The 14,397-nt window shown below is 49.1% G+C and carries 14 protein-coding genes and 1 tRNA gene; all 15 read right to left on the bottom strand.

Annotated elements, in window-relative coordinates; translation table 11 throughout:
- Positions 1-163: 163 nt before the first annotated feature.
- The 15 genes from Q9M42_RS14765 to Q9M42_RS14695 all read right to left on the bottom strand — a co-directional run bounded on the left by Q9M42_RS14765 (position 164) and on the right by Q9M42_RS14695 (position 14,362).
- Complete coding sequence (locus Q9M42_RS14765) at positions 164-982, bottom strand: glycerophosphodiester phosphodiesterase (protein ID WP_322527226.1); 819 nt, start codon at positions 980-982, stop codon at positions 164-166.
- 284 nt (positions 983-1,266) lie between these two features.
- Positions 1,267-1,515, bottom strand: a complete 249-nt coding sequence (locus tag Q9M42_RS14760) for a hypothetical protein (RefSeq protein ID WP_322527225.1) — start codon at positions 1,513-1,515, stop codon at positions 1,267-1,269.
- Between the two features lie 200 nt (positions 1,516-1,715).
- Positions 1,716-1,883, bottom strand: coding sequence for a hypothetical protein (locus Q9M42_RS14755; protein WP_322527224.1), 168 nt, complete (start codon positions 1,881-1,883; stop codon positions 1,716-1,718).
- Positions 1,884-2,058: 175 nt separating this feature from the next.
- Positions 2,059-2,133: transfer RNA gene (locus tag Q9M42_RS14750), tRNA-Arg, on the bottom strand.
- A 147-nt stretch (positions 2,134-2,280) separates the two neighbouring features.
- Positions 2,281-2,748 (bottom strand): hypothetical protein, encoded by a 468-nt coding sequence (locus Q9M42_RS14745; protein WP_322527223.1) that lies wholly within the window; start codon positions 2,746-2,748, stop codon positions 2,281-2,283.
- 116 nt (positions 2,749-2,864) lie between these two features.
- Positions 2,865-4,121, bottom strand: coding sequence for a Glu/Leu/Phe/Val family dehydrogenase (locus Q9M42_RS14740; RefSeq protein ID WP_322527222.1), 1,257 nt, complete (start codon positions 4,119-4,121; stop codon positions 2,865-2,867).
- A 14-nt stretch (positions 4,122-4,135) separates the two neighbouring features.
- Complete coding sequence (locus Q9M42_RS14735) at positions 4,136-4,690, bottom strand: cysteine hydrolase family protein (protein ID WP_322527221.1); 555 nt, start codon at positions 4,688-4,690, stop codon at positions 4,136-4,138.
- Positions 4,690-5,997 (bottom strand): ArgE/DapE family deacylase, encoded by a 1,308-nt coding sequence (locus Q9M42_RS14730; protein ID WP_322527220.1) that lies wholly within the window; start codon positions 5,995-5,997, stop codon positions 4,690-4,692. Before Q9M42_RS14730 ends, Q9M42_RS14735 begins: the two co-directional genes overlap by 1 nt.
- A 153-nt stretch (positions 5,998-6,150) precedes the next feature.
- On the bottom strand, positions 6,151-6,846 hold the full coding sequence (locus Q9M42_RS14725; RefSeq protein ID WP_322527219.1) for a M50 family metallopeptidase: 696 nt from the start codon (positions 6,844-6,846) through the stop codon (positions 6,151-6,153).
- Positions 6,843-7,325 carry a DUF6884 domain-containing protein gene (locus Q9M42_RS14720; RefSeq protein WP_322527218.1) on the bottom strand — a complete coding sequence of 161 codons (483 nt, stop codon included), beginning with the start codon at positions 7,323-7,325 and terminating at the stop codon, positions 6,843-6,845. The genes Q9M42_RS14725 and Q9M42_RS14720 overlap by 4 nt, the downstream gene beginning before the upstream one ends.
- A 5-nt stretch (positions 7,326-7,330) precedes the next feature.
- A complete protein-coding gene (locus Q9M42_RS14715; protein ID WP_322527217.1) occupies positions 7,331-10,408 on the bottom strand; it encodes an efflux RND transporter permease subunit in 3,078 nt (1,025 codons plus the stop codon).
- 83 nt (positions 10,409-10,491) lie between these two features.
- Positions 10,492-11,061 (bottom strand): TetR/AcrR family transcriptional regulator, encoded by a 570-nt coding sequence (locus tag Q9M42_RS14710; protein ID WP_322527216.1) that lies wholly within the window; start codon positions 11,059-11,061, stop codon positions 10,492-10,494.
- Between the two features lie 27 nt (positions 11,062-11,088).
- Complete coding sequence (locus tag Q9M42_RS14705; protein ID WP_322527215.1) at positions 11,089-11,826, bottom strand: sulfite exporter TauE/SafE family protein; 738 nt, start codon at positions 11,824-11,826, stop codon at positions 11,089-11,091.
- An 80-nt stretch (positions 11,827-11,906) separates the two neighbouring features.
- The gene (locus tag Q9M42_RS14700; protein WP_322527214.1) at positions 11,907-12,506 is read right to left on the bottom strand and encodes a hypothetical protein; all 600 of its coding nucleotides are present in this window, start codon (positions 12,504-12,506) and stop codon (positions 11,907-11,909) included.
- Positions 12,503-14,362 (bottom strand): thioredoxin domain-containing protein, encoded by a 1,860-nt coding sequence (locus Q9M42_RS14695; protein WP_322527213.1) that lies wholly within the window; start codon positions 14,360-14,362, stop codon positions 12,503-12,505. Before Q9M42_RS14695 ends, Q9M42_RS14700 begins: the two co-directional genes overlap by 4 nt.
- Between the last annotated feature and the right edge of the window lie 35 nt (positions 14,363-14,397).

The raw sequence follows: 14,397 nt of genomic DNA, 5'->3' as shown, positions 1-14,397 counted from the left end.
ATTTCTTTTTATCATAGCACGAAAAAAACTGCCGACAAGCTCTAAAATGAGAGTCATTGTCGACAGTCTGAGCCCCTTTGTAAAAAAAGGTGGCTTCTTTTTCTAATAAGTAATAAAACAATTTCGCTAAATGAAATTATATTTGCTCATAAAAAAAGAAGCTTCATTCTTTGGAAGCTTCTTTTTGAGTCAATGGTTCCGATAGTTTCGCTGGTTCCGTTTGTTCCGAGGGCTTCGGTTCCTCCGGCGGTGCCTGCTCAGGCGGATACAAATACTGTTGGAGCGCCTTTGGTTTATTTGTAATAATTCCCGTGACACCGGCATCTATTGCTCTTTTCCACCCACTTTTTTTATCAATAGTATATGGGATAACTTCGAGATCCGAATTAATAGCGTCGTCAATCCAGGATTTATCAATCGTGCGATAATGAGGATGGAGCTCTGTAGCCCCGACGATTTTCGCATATTCACACGGTCGGTACAGGTGTACCGCGTAAAGAATAGCGATATTGATATCTTCCGACAGCTCCCGAACGTAGGCCATCGACCGGTGGTTAAAGCTTGACACTGTAGCTGATTCTATTTTTTCATAGTCGTTCAGCAGGTTAATCACAGCTTCTTCAAGCCCTTTATGAGCAATGTTGGAATTTTTTAATTCAAGCACAAGCTTCATTTCCTCCATGCCTGTTTCCTGCAGAAGCCGTTCCAGACTGACGATTTTTTCCTTGCGGTACCGTTTATGCATCCACGCCCCGGCGCTTAAATCCTGCAGTTCTTTGTATGTATATTCATGAACGCTTCCGGAGGCGCCGGTCGTACGTTTCAACAGCGTATCATGGATCAGTACCGGAACCCCGTCTTTTGACAGCTGCACGTCTGTTTCAATTGCGTCTGCCCCGTCTGTAACAGCCTGGTGGAAAGCCGACATGGTGTTTTCCGGGCGGCGGTCTGAAGCTCCCCGGTGCGCTATAATTGAAGTCAAAATATCTTTCCTCCCTGCACATAACCGTATAACACCCACTCCGTGAGCGCAGGACCCAGTCTATGCCCCACTGCCGGTTATAATCGCTCTTTTCTGCTTTTTTCGCCTGCTTTTCATAAACCCCATCTGCAGTCAAAGCTTCTCTTAGTTATATATTCACATTACGGGCTTTGAAAATCAACCATTAACGTTTTTCTATAGAAAACTGAACGGACTTCAAACAGCTTTTTTTGATTTTCTCCAGGTAAAGCAGAACAGGCAGCTGTTGTTACAGCAGGTTTACTTTAATTATTCTTCTCCGTTTTTTGAGACAGAATATATCTTTCACTGATACCAAAATAACGCACTTTCCCGCTGTCGTTGGGCGAAAAGGAAGATAAGCCCGAAGATACGTTTGCTTCTTTTGATAGGCTGTTTACCTCTTCGTGAATCTGAATCGTCTGAATGCTCGATTCTGTATCATACCAATGGTATCCAAACAAACCGGTAACCCCTAGACCAATCACTGTAATAATTACATAAAATTTCCCCATGTCCCCCACTCCAATTGCGTTTCATATGATAAATAATACTATGACTGCAGCCCCCCGCCACAGCTCCCTCCATTTTATATAAGCTTCTAATTATCAGCCTATATTATACACCTCAAAGATGATACAGGGTTTTATTTATTTTTCGTTTTATTTATGAGCTTAGCCCTACGAAATACAAAAAACTCCGCCAGGGCGGAGTTTCACAAAAGCATGGATGTATTTAATAGTACAAGCGCAAGCAGCGAGCTTCCATATAGCAGGGAACAAAGCTGCCTGTTTTCTTTTGCATCTGAACTCGTGGTCCACAGTCCATAAAACAGATACGTAAGCACAGCAAACAACATCAGGGATAAAATAATAATAATCATTTTAGCTCCCTTCCTGCTTTTTGTCAGAATCTTTAATTTAATTTTAATGTATGTGTTCGGTCTTTTCAAACCTTTTTCGCTTTTAGACACATATTTTCTCTAAGGCAACTTTTATACCGCACCGTATGGCACAACAAACCCCCGAGCCTGAGCCCGGGGGGTAACTTATATGTTATGGCGCCCTAGGCAGGATTCGAACCTGCGACCTACAGCTTAGGAGGCTGTTGCTCTTCCCCTGAGCTACTAGGGCTTATGTGTATAACTATTACCTTGGCTGCGACGAACAAAGACAAATGTAAGAATACGTGGAAATGCGCTCACTGTCAAGATTTCCTTTCACAAGCACTTGAGGAAAGAAAGCACCCAACCGTCAAGTTGGATGCTTTCTTCTGTTTTGTTATTTCGTTACTCTATATTCACGGAGCATGTGAGCGAATATCTGCTCGATATGCTTTTTCTCAAGCTTTGTGCAGTCTTTTGGCTTCTTGCCGGCTTCGGCAATCACCCATTGGTTGCTGCGCGTGTCGATCAAATACAGTTTATCGTTTGGAAGGAATACCTGGCTGAGCGATTTCTTTTTCGGTTCATCCAGTGTCAAATCAACCATAACATCGATGTTACGGTCAAAGTGACCGCTGACAGAGCCTTTTAACTCGGACTCCAGAAGTTCAATGATGAATGTTTCATCCCTGAACCGTTTTCTGTAGTCTTCTTTTTCCAGTCCGCCCTGCTCCACAATTTCCGTTAATACTTCGTCGAAATCCCCCCAGAGCTTATCAATACATTTGCTGATTCGTTTCATTTTTTCTGCTGTACTGTCTTCCGTATCGTTTTTATGAAAATCAAATTCTTTTGACCAATCCATCTAATCCCTCCTAGAACTCTTAACAGTTTCCTTCCCGTTTTCGGAAAAGCCCACACTAGCATTTTATCTTGTTGACTCCCCTGTGACTATAGATTCATGCAGAATTTGTTAATTTTTTATATCCAGCCACGGTATTCCATTGCTTCCTGCAGCCGGTCCATGGCGAAAATCATCGCACCGTTTCTGTTGGTGGTCTTGTGTTCGTAAGCCGATTTTTCCGTCTGTTCGTATGCTTCGAGTATAAATGCCTTCATCCGTTCATTAATTACATCTTCAGACCAATAGTAGTTCATGTGATTCTGAACGGACTCCAGATACGACACAATAACACCACCGGCATTCACTAAGATATCCGGATATACTGCCTGCCCCTGGTCCTTTAAAATATGATCTGCTTCCGGTGTGGTCGGTCCGTTTGCAAGCTCCATAATCTTCGGGGCTTTTACCCGGTCTGCATTATCTTTTGTGATAACGCCTTCCATGGCAGCAGGTATCAAAATATCAGCATCAGTATAAAGGATGTCCATGTTATTTTCGAGCAGATAGTTTTCTCCATACTCCTGCAGGCCGCTGTTGCCTGCTTTTGCCTGCTGGGCTCTCGGAATATCAAGCCCATCTTCATCATAAAGGGCAGCTTTGGAGTCGCTGACGCTCACAATTTTACATCCTAAATCGTACAGCAGTCTCGCGGCAATCTGTCCGGCGTTACCAAAGCCCTGGACGGCTACGCGTATGTCTTCGGCACGTTTGTTTTCCTGCTCAAGCATTTTTTCGATAATATATACAGCGCCGCGGGCCGTTGCTGACTCTCTTGCTTTTGAACCGCCTACAAGAGGCGGCTTGCCGGTAATAACGCCGGGCTCGTGACCGCCGGCCATCCGGGAGTACGTATCCATCATGACGCTCATGACCTTCGGATCCGTATACACATCCGGGGCCGGCACGTCTTTATTAGGACCGAGAAGGTCAAACAGGGCCTCAGTGTATCCTCTGCTGACCTGGCGAAGCTCACGGTCACTCAGCATGGAAGGATCACAGACGACGCCTCCCTTTGCACCGCCATGTGGAATCTGCACAAGCGCGCACTTAAACGTCATCCAGGCGGCAAGCGCCTCCGTTTCCTCTTCATCCGTCTGCGGGTGAAAGCGGAGCCCGCCTTTCACCGGGCCAAGCACATCATTATGCTGCGTCCGGTAGCCGGTAAACATCTGGGTGTGGCCGTCGTCCATTTCCACAGGGAACTGGACCTCCACTTTTCTTTTCGGATATTTCAGTATCGTTTCTACAGTGTTTGGCAATTGAATAAGCCGGGAAGCTTCAGCGATCTGCTGATGCACAACGCCGAGCGGCCCCTGGCTGTTTTGTCCGGTCATGATGTTCTTCCTTTCTATTGGACTGACGCCCCTAAAATATTTTGTGCGTGTTTTAGCGCAAACGCGTGTCCTTCCTCGTCAAAGCTTGCTACAGCATCCTGGTGAATGACGATATCAAAGCCTTTATTATAGGCATCCACTGCTGTATGAAGAATGCAGATATCGGTACAGACGCCGGCAAGGTGAAGCTCGGCAATGCTCCGTTCCCTTAATTTCAGTTCCAGGTTTGTTCCTGCAAAGGCACTATACCTTGTTTTGTCCACCTGCCAAACATTCGGCTGATGTCGTATAGATTCATACAGACTCTGAATGCTTCGATACAGGTCCCTTCCCTTCGTTCCAGCTATATTGTGGGGAGGAAACAGCTTCGTTTCCGGATGATACTCATCACCTTCTTCGTGGCGGTCGAGGGCGAATACGACAAAATCATCCGAGGCCTGATACGTTTCGATTAATTGATAAATAGCGCTTTCGATTTTTTGGCCCGGCTCCCCGCAGGTGAGTGCGCCTTCTTCCGCTACAAAATCCATCGTGTAGTCAATCACAATCAGAGCACGCGAATAGCTCATCAGCTTTCCCCTTCCTTTTTATAAATGCCGCACCAGCGGATTAAAAAGTCTGCGTACACTTTCGTTACGTTTTTTACACTTTCAAGGTCCACCCATTCATCCGGTTCGTGCATTTTTGCCCCTGATGGTCCGTAGCATGTAACGGCCGTATCATAATAAAGGCCGTAATAACGGGCATCTGTTGTCACCGGAATCGCCTGTCTGCCGCATTGTTTTCCGGTCACTAGCTCATGGGCTTCATCGAGCTTGGCAAACAGCGGGTCATCCTCGGGCATCACCATACCCTCTGCATGAAAGCCAAAGGATTCAAAGGCCGGAGGATGCTCACGAAGCCATTCATCATCTTTTGTTTTATCAAGAATCCAATCGATTAAATCCTGCTTGCCTTCGGACGGGTCCTTCCCCGGATAAACTGCAGAACGAACCTCAAGTGTGGCTTCTACAGGAATGTTGGAGGCAAAGTCCCCGCTGTGCATCGTTCCTATCTCCACGTCGATCGGCTCTTTCATATGGGCAAATTCCGGCGGCTTTTGATCATCCCGGTTGACGTATTCCCGGTAGCTCTGCAGAGCCTCAATCACGCTCTGTGCTTTTTCGATGGCATTCGCTCCAACACCGGTTTGATCCGACTGCAAATTGCTGCTCGTATCGATATGAATACGGAGCCAGAGGCTTCCGAGCTGGGCGGTGGATGGGCACTGCCCGAACGGTTCCGGAATGAGAACGGCATCTGCCAGGTGCCCAGCATTCGCTGCAGCGAGCGTCCCATTGCCTGTTGCCTCTTCCTCGATAACGGTTTTGATGGAGAAATCAGCTGCCGGTTCGTAGCCTGCATCCCGTATGGCTTTATAGGCATAAATCATTGCCGCCACACCGCTTTTCATATCGAGCACCCCTCGTCCGTAAAGGCGGTCTCCAATACGCTGCGCTCCCCATGGATCCACACTCCATTTGTGCTTTGGCTCAGGACTTACAACGTCCACATGTCCCTGGAAAAGCAAACTGCTGCCTTCGGAGTTCCGGGAACTGCGCGGTGCCTTCGCCACTACTACCGGCCGGCCCGCGTAGGACCACTCGCTTGGGGAGTACCCCGGAAGAGAGCTGATTTCTTTTTCATCGACATCTACTGTTTCCACGTCCATCTCCAGCTCGTTCTGAAAAAAATTCTTTAAGTATAATTGAAGCGATCCTTCATATTCGATCGTACTCGGAAACCGCGCGATTGTCTGTAAAAACTCTATTTCCTCTTCCCACAGCCTATCAACGGAAGCTAATACTTTTTGACTGGCATTGATGGTCTCGGTCACTCGCTCTCCCTCATTTCTAAAAACTCTTTTTCTCTCTTCGACTTTTCCCATTTTCACTTCAAAGTATGCTTCCGGTTTATAAGTATTCCTTTTATAAAAACAGCTTCGGGCTGTAAACGCCGCCCGTTTCTGCATAAAAAAATGAGAAAACGACTAAGCGTTTTCCCCCTGAATCAATATGGAACTGTCCCACTGCAGCCAAAAACCTGCTGAAAACCAGGCAGCTGCAAGCGCCAGTGTAAAAAAGAGTACACCCCATACCTGCGCGGGGATGCGGCTCACCCGGTGCATTCCGGTAGCATCTCCGGCGTCCCCCGGCATCTGCAGACTCCGCTGCAGAATGATCCAGGCCGACCTGACTGATTGAATAACCAGAAGTACGCCGAGGATAAACATAATCCACATCATAAGCATGACCATATTTTCAATGAGCAGGTACAGACCCCCGCCCGAAGCTGCCAGTCCCCAGATGATCCCGGCAGGATTACGCACCCAGAGAAGCGTATTCCAAATGAACAGAGCTACGAGGGCTATCATGAGTCCGCTGTACCAGCCGGAGGTAAATACCCAGCTGTAAAGAAGAGCCATCCCGCTTGCAAATGGGTAGCCGGCGAACGTTGTGAGTGCCTGGCCAAGCTTCCCTTTATGACCGGTTTCAGCAAGTCCCTCCCTCGTATAAAATAAAGAGATCGAGCGCACTTTTCCGCCGGTGGCAAGCGCCATGAAGGCATGCCCATTTTCGTGTACCATTGTCTGAAACAGAGATAAATAGGTGCCGAGCACCGGTGTGTACGTAAGTGCCGTTAAGACGACAGCTGCTGTCAGAAAAAACAGGATCGTTTCCATCATGACTTTTCTTCCCGGGCGTGAAGGGGAAGCGGGTTATGACTTTCTACCGCCTGCTTTAACGCCTGCTGCATGTATCCCATCCCGCGGTATTCCCGGAGCGGAAAAACGGTTCTCTCCATGGGCACTATCCTCGTGATGACCGGATCATATTTTTTGCCGAGCAGCACGACATACCGGTCGTATTCATTCATCTGCTTTTCCTGCCACTGCCGCATGCAGTAAGCCCGGGAGATTTCCTCCTGCTGTCCTTTTCCAAATGTAACATCGTAATTTGTGTTAATAAGCTCCTGTGGGTACATAAAACCGTGTTTGCCAGAGAGCACGGCCCACTGGTCAGCGAATGCCTCTGCGTAAGCCCGGCACAGCTGATGGAACGTACTCTGGTAGACGTGCTCCACAGGCAGGGGCCCAAGATCCGGCTCTGTGTCCCAGGCTTTTTTCGCCCCGCAGGGAATTATCGCGAGCTGTCTCAATGCCATTCACCTTATTTCCTTGATTTTTGCGCACGCCGTTTGTGGTCGCTTTCTGTTTTCCAGGTGTAGAGGGCTGGCACCAATAAAAGCGTCAGTACTGTCGAAAAGACAAGACCCGTCACAATTGCTGTTCCGAGCGGCTGAAACAATGGATTGTCCCCCAGAGCAATCGGAAGAAGACCGGCGATGGATGTCAGGCTCGTCAACAGAATCGGCCGGAACCGCTCTTCTCCGGCTGCCACGACGGCTGTCCGCACGGACTCACCGCTTCGTATGCGCTGTTCCATAAATTCTATCATAACGACCGCGTTCCGTACGACGATACCCGCGAGGCTGACTGCACCCATCATCGACATGAATCCTAGCCCTGTCTGTGTCAGGAACAAACCGAGAATGACCCCCGCAATTGCTACATACACTGCACTCAAAACGATAAACGGGATACGCAGCGAATAGAACTGCAGCGCAAACAATATGAGCAGCAGGAACACCACGACGATGAATATCTGTCCAATATCAATAAATACATCGTTTCGTTCGGACGTTTCGCCACCTACCTGGACGTTCACACCGCCGTACTCATTTTCAATTGAGTCAAGAGAATCCTCGGCTTCCGCTAAAATTTCGTCCTCGGAAGCATCTCCCGGATAAGCACGGACCGTAATGGTCCGTTCCGTATTTTCGTGCGGGATAGCGGAAGTCGTCGTTTCCTCTACACCACGTCCCAGGTCATTTAAAGTAACCGCTTCTCCGCCTTCGTCTCTGGCCATAACGATTTGATCCAGGTCGCTGCTTGTTACCTGCTCCCCGTTATCGTACATTACCTGAACTGGTATGACTTCATTATCCGCGTTCCACTGACCAAACGGCATTCCTTCCCCGAGCAGGCGGAGCTCTGTACTTATGGTTTCGTTGGTTACACCTGTACCTTCCAGGGCTTCCCTGTCCTGCTCAAATCGCCACTGGTTTACATTCTGATTGGCGTTCGAAACCGCTAAGTCAACACCTTCTGTTTCTGCAAACAGCGCTTCCACCTCCGCTGCTGCAGAAAATAATTCATCCGTTTCTTCGCCGGAGAGCTCAACGGCAATTGGGGCTCCCACCGGAGGACCCGATTCAACAATCGACCCCTGGGCTTCGACGTTGTCAAAGGTGTTTCGAATCTCTCCCGGCCATATTTCGCTTCCTTCCCTTGCCGGAATTTCTTCAGGGTTTACGTATACGAGAAAATTCATATCATTTGGCCCGGCGGCGCCGCTTCCCGATCCTCCCGAAAATACGGTAGGGATTTCCGTCCCTGCATATGAAGATACCGACGTTACTCCTTCTCGGTCCTCCAGCCAGCTGCTGACTTCCTCCGCCTCCGCTTCTGTTTCTTCAAGCGGGGTGTTTTCCGGCACAGAGGCTTCGATAAATACTTCCTCCCGTTCCGTATCCGGGAAAAACTCGAGCGGCGTGTAAGGGACGAGCGCAAATGCCGAGGTTCCGAGTATCAGGCCGGCAAGCGACACAATAACCGGCCGTTTCACGACACGCGCCAGCACGCGTTTGCTGTACCACTTCGCTGAGCGGTCAAGAAATGTGCCCAGAAATCCCGGCGACGGGCGCTTGTCCTTCTTTTTTCTTCTTTTCTCTACAATGCCCCGGTAAATAGGGATAAAAAAGATCGCAAGCAGCGTAGACGATATCAATACCGTAATCAGTACGACAGGCAGCGGTCGGATAAATGAACCCGCCGCGCCTGGAAGAAATAAAAGCGGGAAAAAAGTGAATACGACGGCAAGCGTCGATACGACAACCGAGACAAGCACTTCCCGCAACCCGTTGCTGGCTGCGTCAATTGGACTGTCGCCCATCCGGAGCCGGCGGTCAATGTTGTCATTTACAACAATCGCATCATCCACAAGAATCCCGAGCGAAATAATAAAAGCAATTAAAGAAATTTGATTCAGGCCAACATCCGTAAACGGAAGAGGAATCATCCCGATCGCAAGCGCTGCCGGGATCGATATGGCTACCGACAGCGCGGTCCGGATCCGCAGACCGATGGAGCATACGATTAATACTGATACAAATGCCACTACAAAGGATATCGCCAGACTTGAAAATAAATCCTCCACGACCTCGCCCTGCGTATAGAGCTGGGTCAGCTCCATCCCTTCGGGCAGTTGTTGTTCAAAATCCGCTATCACTTCATCTAAATTGCTTTGCGCCTGTGGCACGCTCGCGTTTTCCGCGAGAAAGAATGTTACCGACAGAGCCGACTGCTGATTATACTCCACCTGTTCCTCGATCGGAGCGTATGTGTTTTCTACTGTTGCGACATCGCCAAGCACGGCATTTTCCCCATTGCCCTGCTGACCCGGACTTATTTCAATGCTTTCCCAGTCCGCTACGTTTTCAAGTGCTTCAAGCTCCACCTGATACAATTCCCCGTCCTGCTGCCATTCTCCAGGTGGAACGACTTCCGAGGCGGAGGAGAGCGCCCCGATAACCTGACCGGACTGCAGCCCTTCCTCCTCCATTGCTTCACTGTCGAGACGGACCTGCAGTTCACGCTCCACGTCGCCAGTGATTTCCAGACTGTCGATATCAGGTATTCCGGTGAACCGCTGCTCCCAGCTCTCAATGAGCTGCACCGCCTCCGGAACCGATTCTTCCTCTACCGTCAGCTGGTAGATAGCGAGTCCCTGCTGACTCAGCTCACTGTTGATGGACGGCTCTTCTGCGTCATCCGGAAACGAGGTGCTTACCTGCGACAGCTTCTGCTCGAGACTGTTCCATACCTGCTCCGGATTTTCCGTACTCTCATCAAGCTCTACAGTAATGGACGACAGCCCGGGTGAAGACACTGAAGAAATCGACACTGTGGCCGATTCATTATCAAGCTCTTCTTCAAGCTGGTTCGTGACCGTTGTTTCCACTTCTTCTGCCGAGGCTCCGGGGTAAACCGTGGTTACCTGGCCCACCGGTGGATTTGTTGATGGAATTTCTTTTTGCGGCAGCTGGAAAAAAGACAGTGTGCCGACAATAATGAGCATCACAATAAATAATAAAATCAGCTTTGGTTTTGCAATTATTTTTTTCACATTTCTCCCCCCAGTATCATTACCCTCAGTATACGTCGTTTTGAACGAAAATGACACTAGTGTCATTTAAATTTAAAAATTATTTACGGGCGCTTGATGCCGTTTAAAAAAATATTATAAATAGTCTCCACCCATTCTTCCTCACTTAGGGACGGGTCCGGGGCCTGCACCGCCACCATCAGCATCCGCGTGATGCCATGCGTCGGAAGATCCCCGCGGATGGCTCCTACCCTTTTCCCGTCTTCGATCAGTGTATACGCCCGGCTCCCCAGTTGACCCAGATACTGCTGGAGCTGCTCTACATTTATTTCCACCTGGGCCGAAGCATGGTGGTCCATGACCGGGAAAATGTCAAATGCCTGATGAACTGATGCCTGCTGCACCCATACCCGGATATAGGCCCTTATCCGCACTGAAAAGTCCGTCTGCCGGTCGGCTTCATCGAGCTGGGAAAATACCTGCTCAAGCTTGTCGAGCATATAGGCCGTCACTAATTCTTCTTTTTTAGCATAATAGTTGTAAATGGTGCTTCTCGCCACCCCGAGACGCTCCGACAGGGCTTTGAAATGAAAGGAATGGTAGCCTTCATCCATGATTAACCTTTCCGTTTCCTGAAAAAGCGTTCTGCGGTCAATCGTTCGCTGCCTCGGCATCAGGGAGTTCTCCTTTCCATTTTAGTTTTAAGCAAAAAACAGCATATTGAGGCCTGCTATGCCAATAATGACGGCCGTGAGCGTACGAATGTGCTTTTGCGGCAGCTTTTCGAAATAGCGAATGCCAATGCTTGTGCCAAGCAGCACGCATACGATTCCTATAGGAATATAAAGCAGCAGCTCCCTCGAAAAGTCGCCGGCACCCGCGTGGGCAAAGACCGTCAAAAGACTTCCGATTAGAAATGTAATCTGCAGGTTCGCTGTATAATGATATTTGTTGGCTGTTGTTAATAGAAAATAAACGACGAAAAAAGGCCCGCCAACGCCAAAAACGCCTCCTACCAGCCCACCGCAAAAACCAAGTGCCAGCGGAATCACCTTCGACACCGTCCGCAGCTTTTTCTCCGGCTTTTGGGCAAAGGTATACACAACCATGCCTAGAAGCACAAAGCCAAGTACTTTTTTCAGAATGTCCATTTCTCCAAAGTTATGTAGAATAAAAAAAGCTGCAAACCTTCCTGCTGCAGTAGCTGCCAGCAGATATCCGAGCTGCGCCCACTGAATGTGCTTATACACCTTACCTATAATGCTCAGTGCGGTGATAACCGACAGAGTAATAACGAGAAGTGAGCTGAATTGCAGCGTAAAGAAAAACGGCACAAAGCTCATCACGAACAGCCCGAAACCAAAGCCGCTGACGCCCTGAATAAAGCTTCCGGTAAAAATAATTACTGCGATTAAAACAAATTCCACAACGGCACTCATGCTCTCAGAACCCTTCATTGCATACTTATGCTATTGTATCACTTTTTAAACTAAGATAGAAAAAACGGGAGTGACATTTGTCACGCCCGCTGATTCGCTGCAAAATAAATCATAAACTCATACAGATGCATCGGCCACTCCCGTCTGGGATGTTCTGCCGGCCAGTGCTGTTCAAGATATTCAGGATACGTTCCAAGCCAGTCATACGCCACCAGATCTATCAGCTCTGGCGTATGCGACTTCATTCCGTTGTAGTACCGGTATTTGGCTTCCTTCTCTTCTTCAAGCGGAGATTTCCGCTTCGGCCAGCGCCACTTTTTCTTTTCCTCCTGCTGGATGAACACATACCGCTGCGACAGATGAAGCCGAAAGTCCTGCAGACGCTTGCGATAATAATCATCGAGCTCATAAAGCTCGGGCCAGGGCTTGCGGAAATAGTTCATCCAGGCTTTCATAAAAGGAGCGAGCACGTCTCCTTCCACGATGACCGGTACTCCTTCTTCTTCCCACTGCTTTGCCTCACGGTTCCGCTGTCGTTCAGCCTCGACCCACTCCCACGGATCCTCAGGAATTTCCGCAAGACGCTCGATCAGCCTGGCCTCGGGAAAATAACGCTTAAGCCGCTCGGACAGATCCGGAATCCACACATTGTTTTCTGCTTCCACCGTTATAATGGTCATTGTTCATCCTGCCTGACACCGAATAAATATTTCATGCTTTCTGTACTGTGTACAGGCGCATGGCAGGAAAAGTCCCTGCAGACGTAAATAGTAGTCTTTCCTTTCTGCACGGGGTAGTCTTCTGCAAACGGAGCCGCCCGACTGAGATCAGTATTTTCTTCGGCGACCACACTTGTCACTTCTGGATGAAACGCGCGCTGGATGTATGTTTTCACCCGAAACGCCTCGTCATCCTGCGCAGGTCGTATAACTACTTCCTTTCTGTCTCCGTGAAAAAGCACCAGCCCCTGCATGAGATGTCCAAAGGCAGTTGGCGCCTGTTCGATCGAAGCCGAAAAAGCTTCCCATGTTTTTTCGGCTGTTCGTTCAAATTCCATATTGCCAGCAAGACGGGCCAGTCTCATCAGCTGTACTGCAGCTACACTGTTTCCAGAAGGCGCGGCTCCGTCAAAAGCTTCCTTCGGCCGGAACAGAAGTGATTCCCCGTCGGATGCGGTCAGAAAGAACCCACCGTTTTCCTGATCGTAGTAGTAATCAATCATCGTTTCTGCCCAGGCGGATGCTTTCTCAATATATTCCGGCTTCCACGTCGAAGCGTAAAGCTCTGTACTTGCCCATATCATATAGGCATAATCATCCACATATGCATCGTACTGCACGTCGCCATCCTTCCAGCGGGCTTTGAACCGTCCGCTTTGATCCTGAAGCCGGTTTTCAATAAAACGGTACGCCTGCTCAGCGAACCCTGTCCATGTTTCCTCCTGGAACACCCGCCCAGCTTTAGCCATAGAGGCTATCATCCAGCCATTCCAGGACGTAAGTATTTTTTCATCCCGAAACGGACGCACACGCTTTTCCCGGTGTTCGTATAAGGCCTGCAGCGCCTCTTGACGTTCGGCATCACTCCAGCCGGCAGTCGGACGGTTGATCCGGTTGGGGATGCTTTTTCCGTCAAAGTTTCCAGCCGGGTCGATACCGTATTCAATCGCAAACTGTTCGCTTCGCTTTTCCCCGAGCACGTCTTCAATTTCCTCCGGGGTCCAGACGTAAAATTTCCCCTCTTCCCCTTCGCTGTCGGCATCCTCCCCGCAGAAAAACGCTCCTTCTTCATGGGTGAGATCCCGATGAACATACTCGATTATTTCCTCCACCACTTCCTTATATCTCGTCTGACCTGTCAGCTGGTAGGCCTCCGTATAAGCCATCAGAAGCAGCGCGTTGTCGTACAGCATTTTTTCAAAATGGGGCACAAGCCACGCTTCATCTGTGGCGTAACGGGAAAACCCGCCGCCAATATGGTCTCTGATACCTCCCGAAGCCATTGCATCGAGCGTGGAGGTGGCCATGTACAGCGCTCCCTCGCTTTCAAACTGATGATAGTAATGCAGCAGATACATTACGATATGCGGACTTGGAAATTTCGGGGCGGACCCAAATCCGCCGTTCGAGGAATCAAATTGCTGCGTAAAGGCACGGAACGCTGTGTGCACATTGTTGATATTCAGCTGCCTCGTTTCCACAGCCCGCGGCTTTAGTGCTTTGGAAATATCATTTCCCACCTGTGCCACTCGCTCAGGGTCATCCCGGTAAATGTCTGAAAGCTGGCTCAGGACGTCCATAATCCCGGGCATGCTGCCCATTTGGTTCCGCGGAATGTAGGTGGCTGCATAAAAAGGCTTCTGATCCGGTGTAATGAAGACATTCAGCGGCCAGCCGCCGTGCCCGTTCATAGCCTGGCACGCTGACATGTAGATGGCGTCTACATCCGGGCGCTCCTCCCGGTCTACCTTTACCGGTACATACTTTTCATTTAAGACCGCTGCCACTTCTGCATTTTCAAAGCTCTCCTTTTCCATTACATGGCACCAATGACAAGATTTAATTGCAACCA

Origin of the sequence: Marinococcus luteus (genome assembly GCF_034497705.1) — a bacterium.
GTDB lineage: Bacteria > Bacillota > Bacilli > Bacillales > Marinococcaceae > Marinococcus > Marinococcus luteus_A.
The sequence above is the reverse complement of the archived record's forward strand: the minus strand, read 5'-3'. Positions and strand labels throughout refer to the sequence as shown.

What these genes read in the sequence shown, in the direction of transcription:
- Q9M42_RS14760 (WP_322527225.1), bottom strand. Translation starts at nt 1,515, where the DNA reads ATGGGGAAATTTTATGTAATTATTACAGTGATTGGTCTAGGGGTTACC.
- Q9M42_RS14755 (WP_322527224.1), bottom strand. Translation starts at nt 1,883, where the DNA reads ATGATTATTATTATTTTATCCCTGATGTTGTTTGCTGTGCTTACGTAT.
- Q9M42_RS14745 (WP_322527223.1), bottom strand. Translation starts at nt 2,748, where the DNA reads ATGGATTGGTCAAAAGAATTTGATTTTCATAAAAACGATACGGAAGAC.
- Q9M42_RS14740 (WP_322527222.1), bottom strand. Translation starts at nt 4,121, where the DNA reads ATGACCGGACAAAACAGCCAGGGGCCGCTCGGCGTTGTGCATCAGCAG.
- Q9M42_RS14735 (WP_322527221.1), bottom strand. Translation starts at nt 4,690, where the DNA reads ATGAGCTATTCGCGTGCTCTGATTGTGATTGACTACACGATGGATTTT.
- Q9M42_RS14725 (WP_322527219.1), bottom strand. Translation starts at nt 6,846, where the DNA reads ATGATGGAAACGATCCTGTTTTTTCTGACAGCAGCTGTCGTCTTAACG.
- Q9M42_RS14720 (WP_322527218.1), bottom strand. Translation starts at nt 7,325, where the DNA reads ATGGCATTGAGACAGCTCGCGATAATTCCCTGCGGGGCGAAAAAAGCC.
- Q9M42_RS14710 (WP_322527216.1), bottom strand. Translation starts at nt 11,061, where the DNA reads ATGCCGAGGCAGCGAACGATTGACCGCAGAACGCTTTTTCAGGAAACG.
- Q9M42_RS14705 (WP_322527215.1), bottom strand. Translation starts at nt 11,826, where the DNA reads ATGAGTGCCGTTGTGGAATTTGTTTTAATCGCAGTAATTATTTTTACC.
- Q9M42_RS14700 (WP_322527214.1), bottom strand. Translation starts at nt 12,506, where the DNA reads ATGACCATTATAACGGTGGAAGCAGAAAACAATGTGTGGATTCCGGAT.
- Q9M42_RS14695 (WP_322527213.1), bottom strand. Translation starts at nt 14,362, where the DNA reads ATGGAAAAGGAGAGCTTTGAAAATGCAGAAGTGGCAGCGGTCTTAAAT.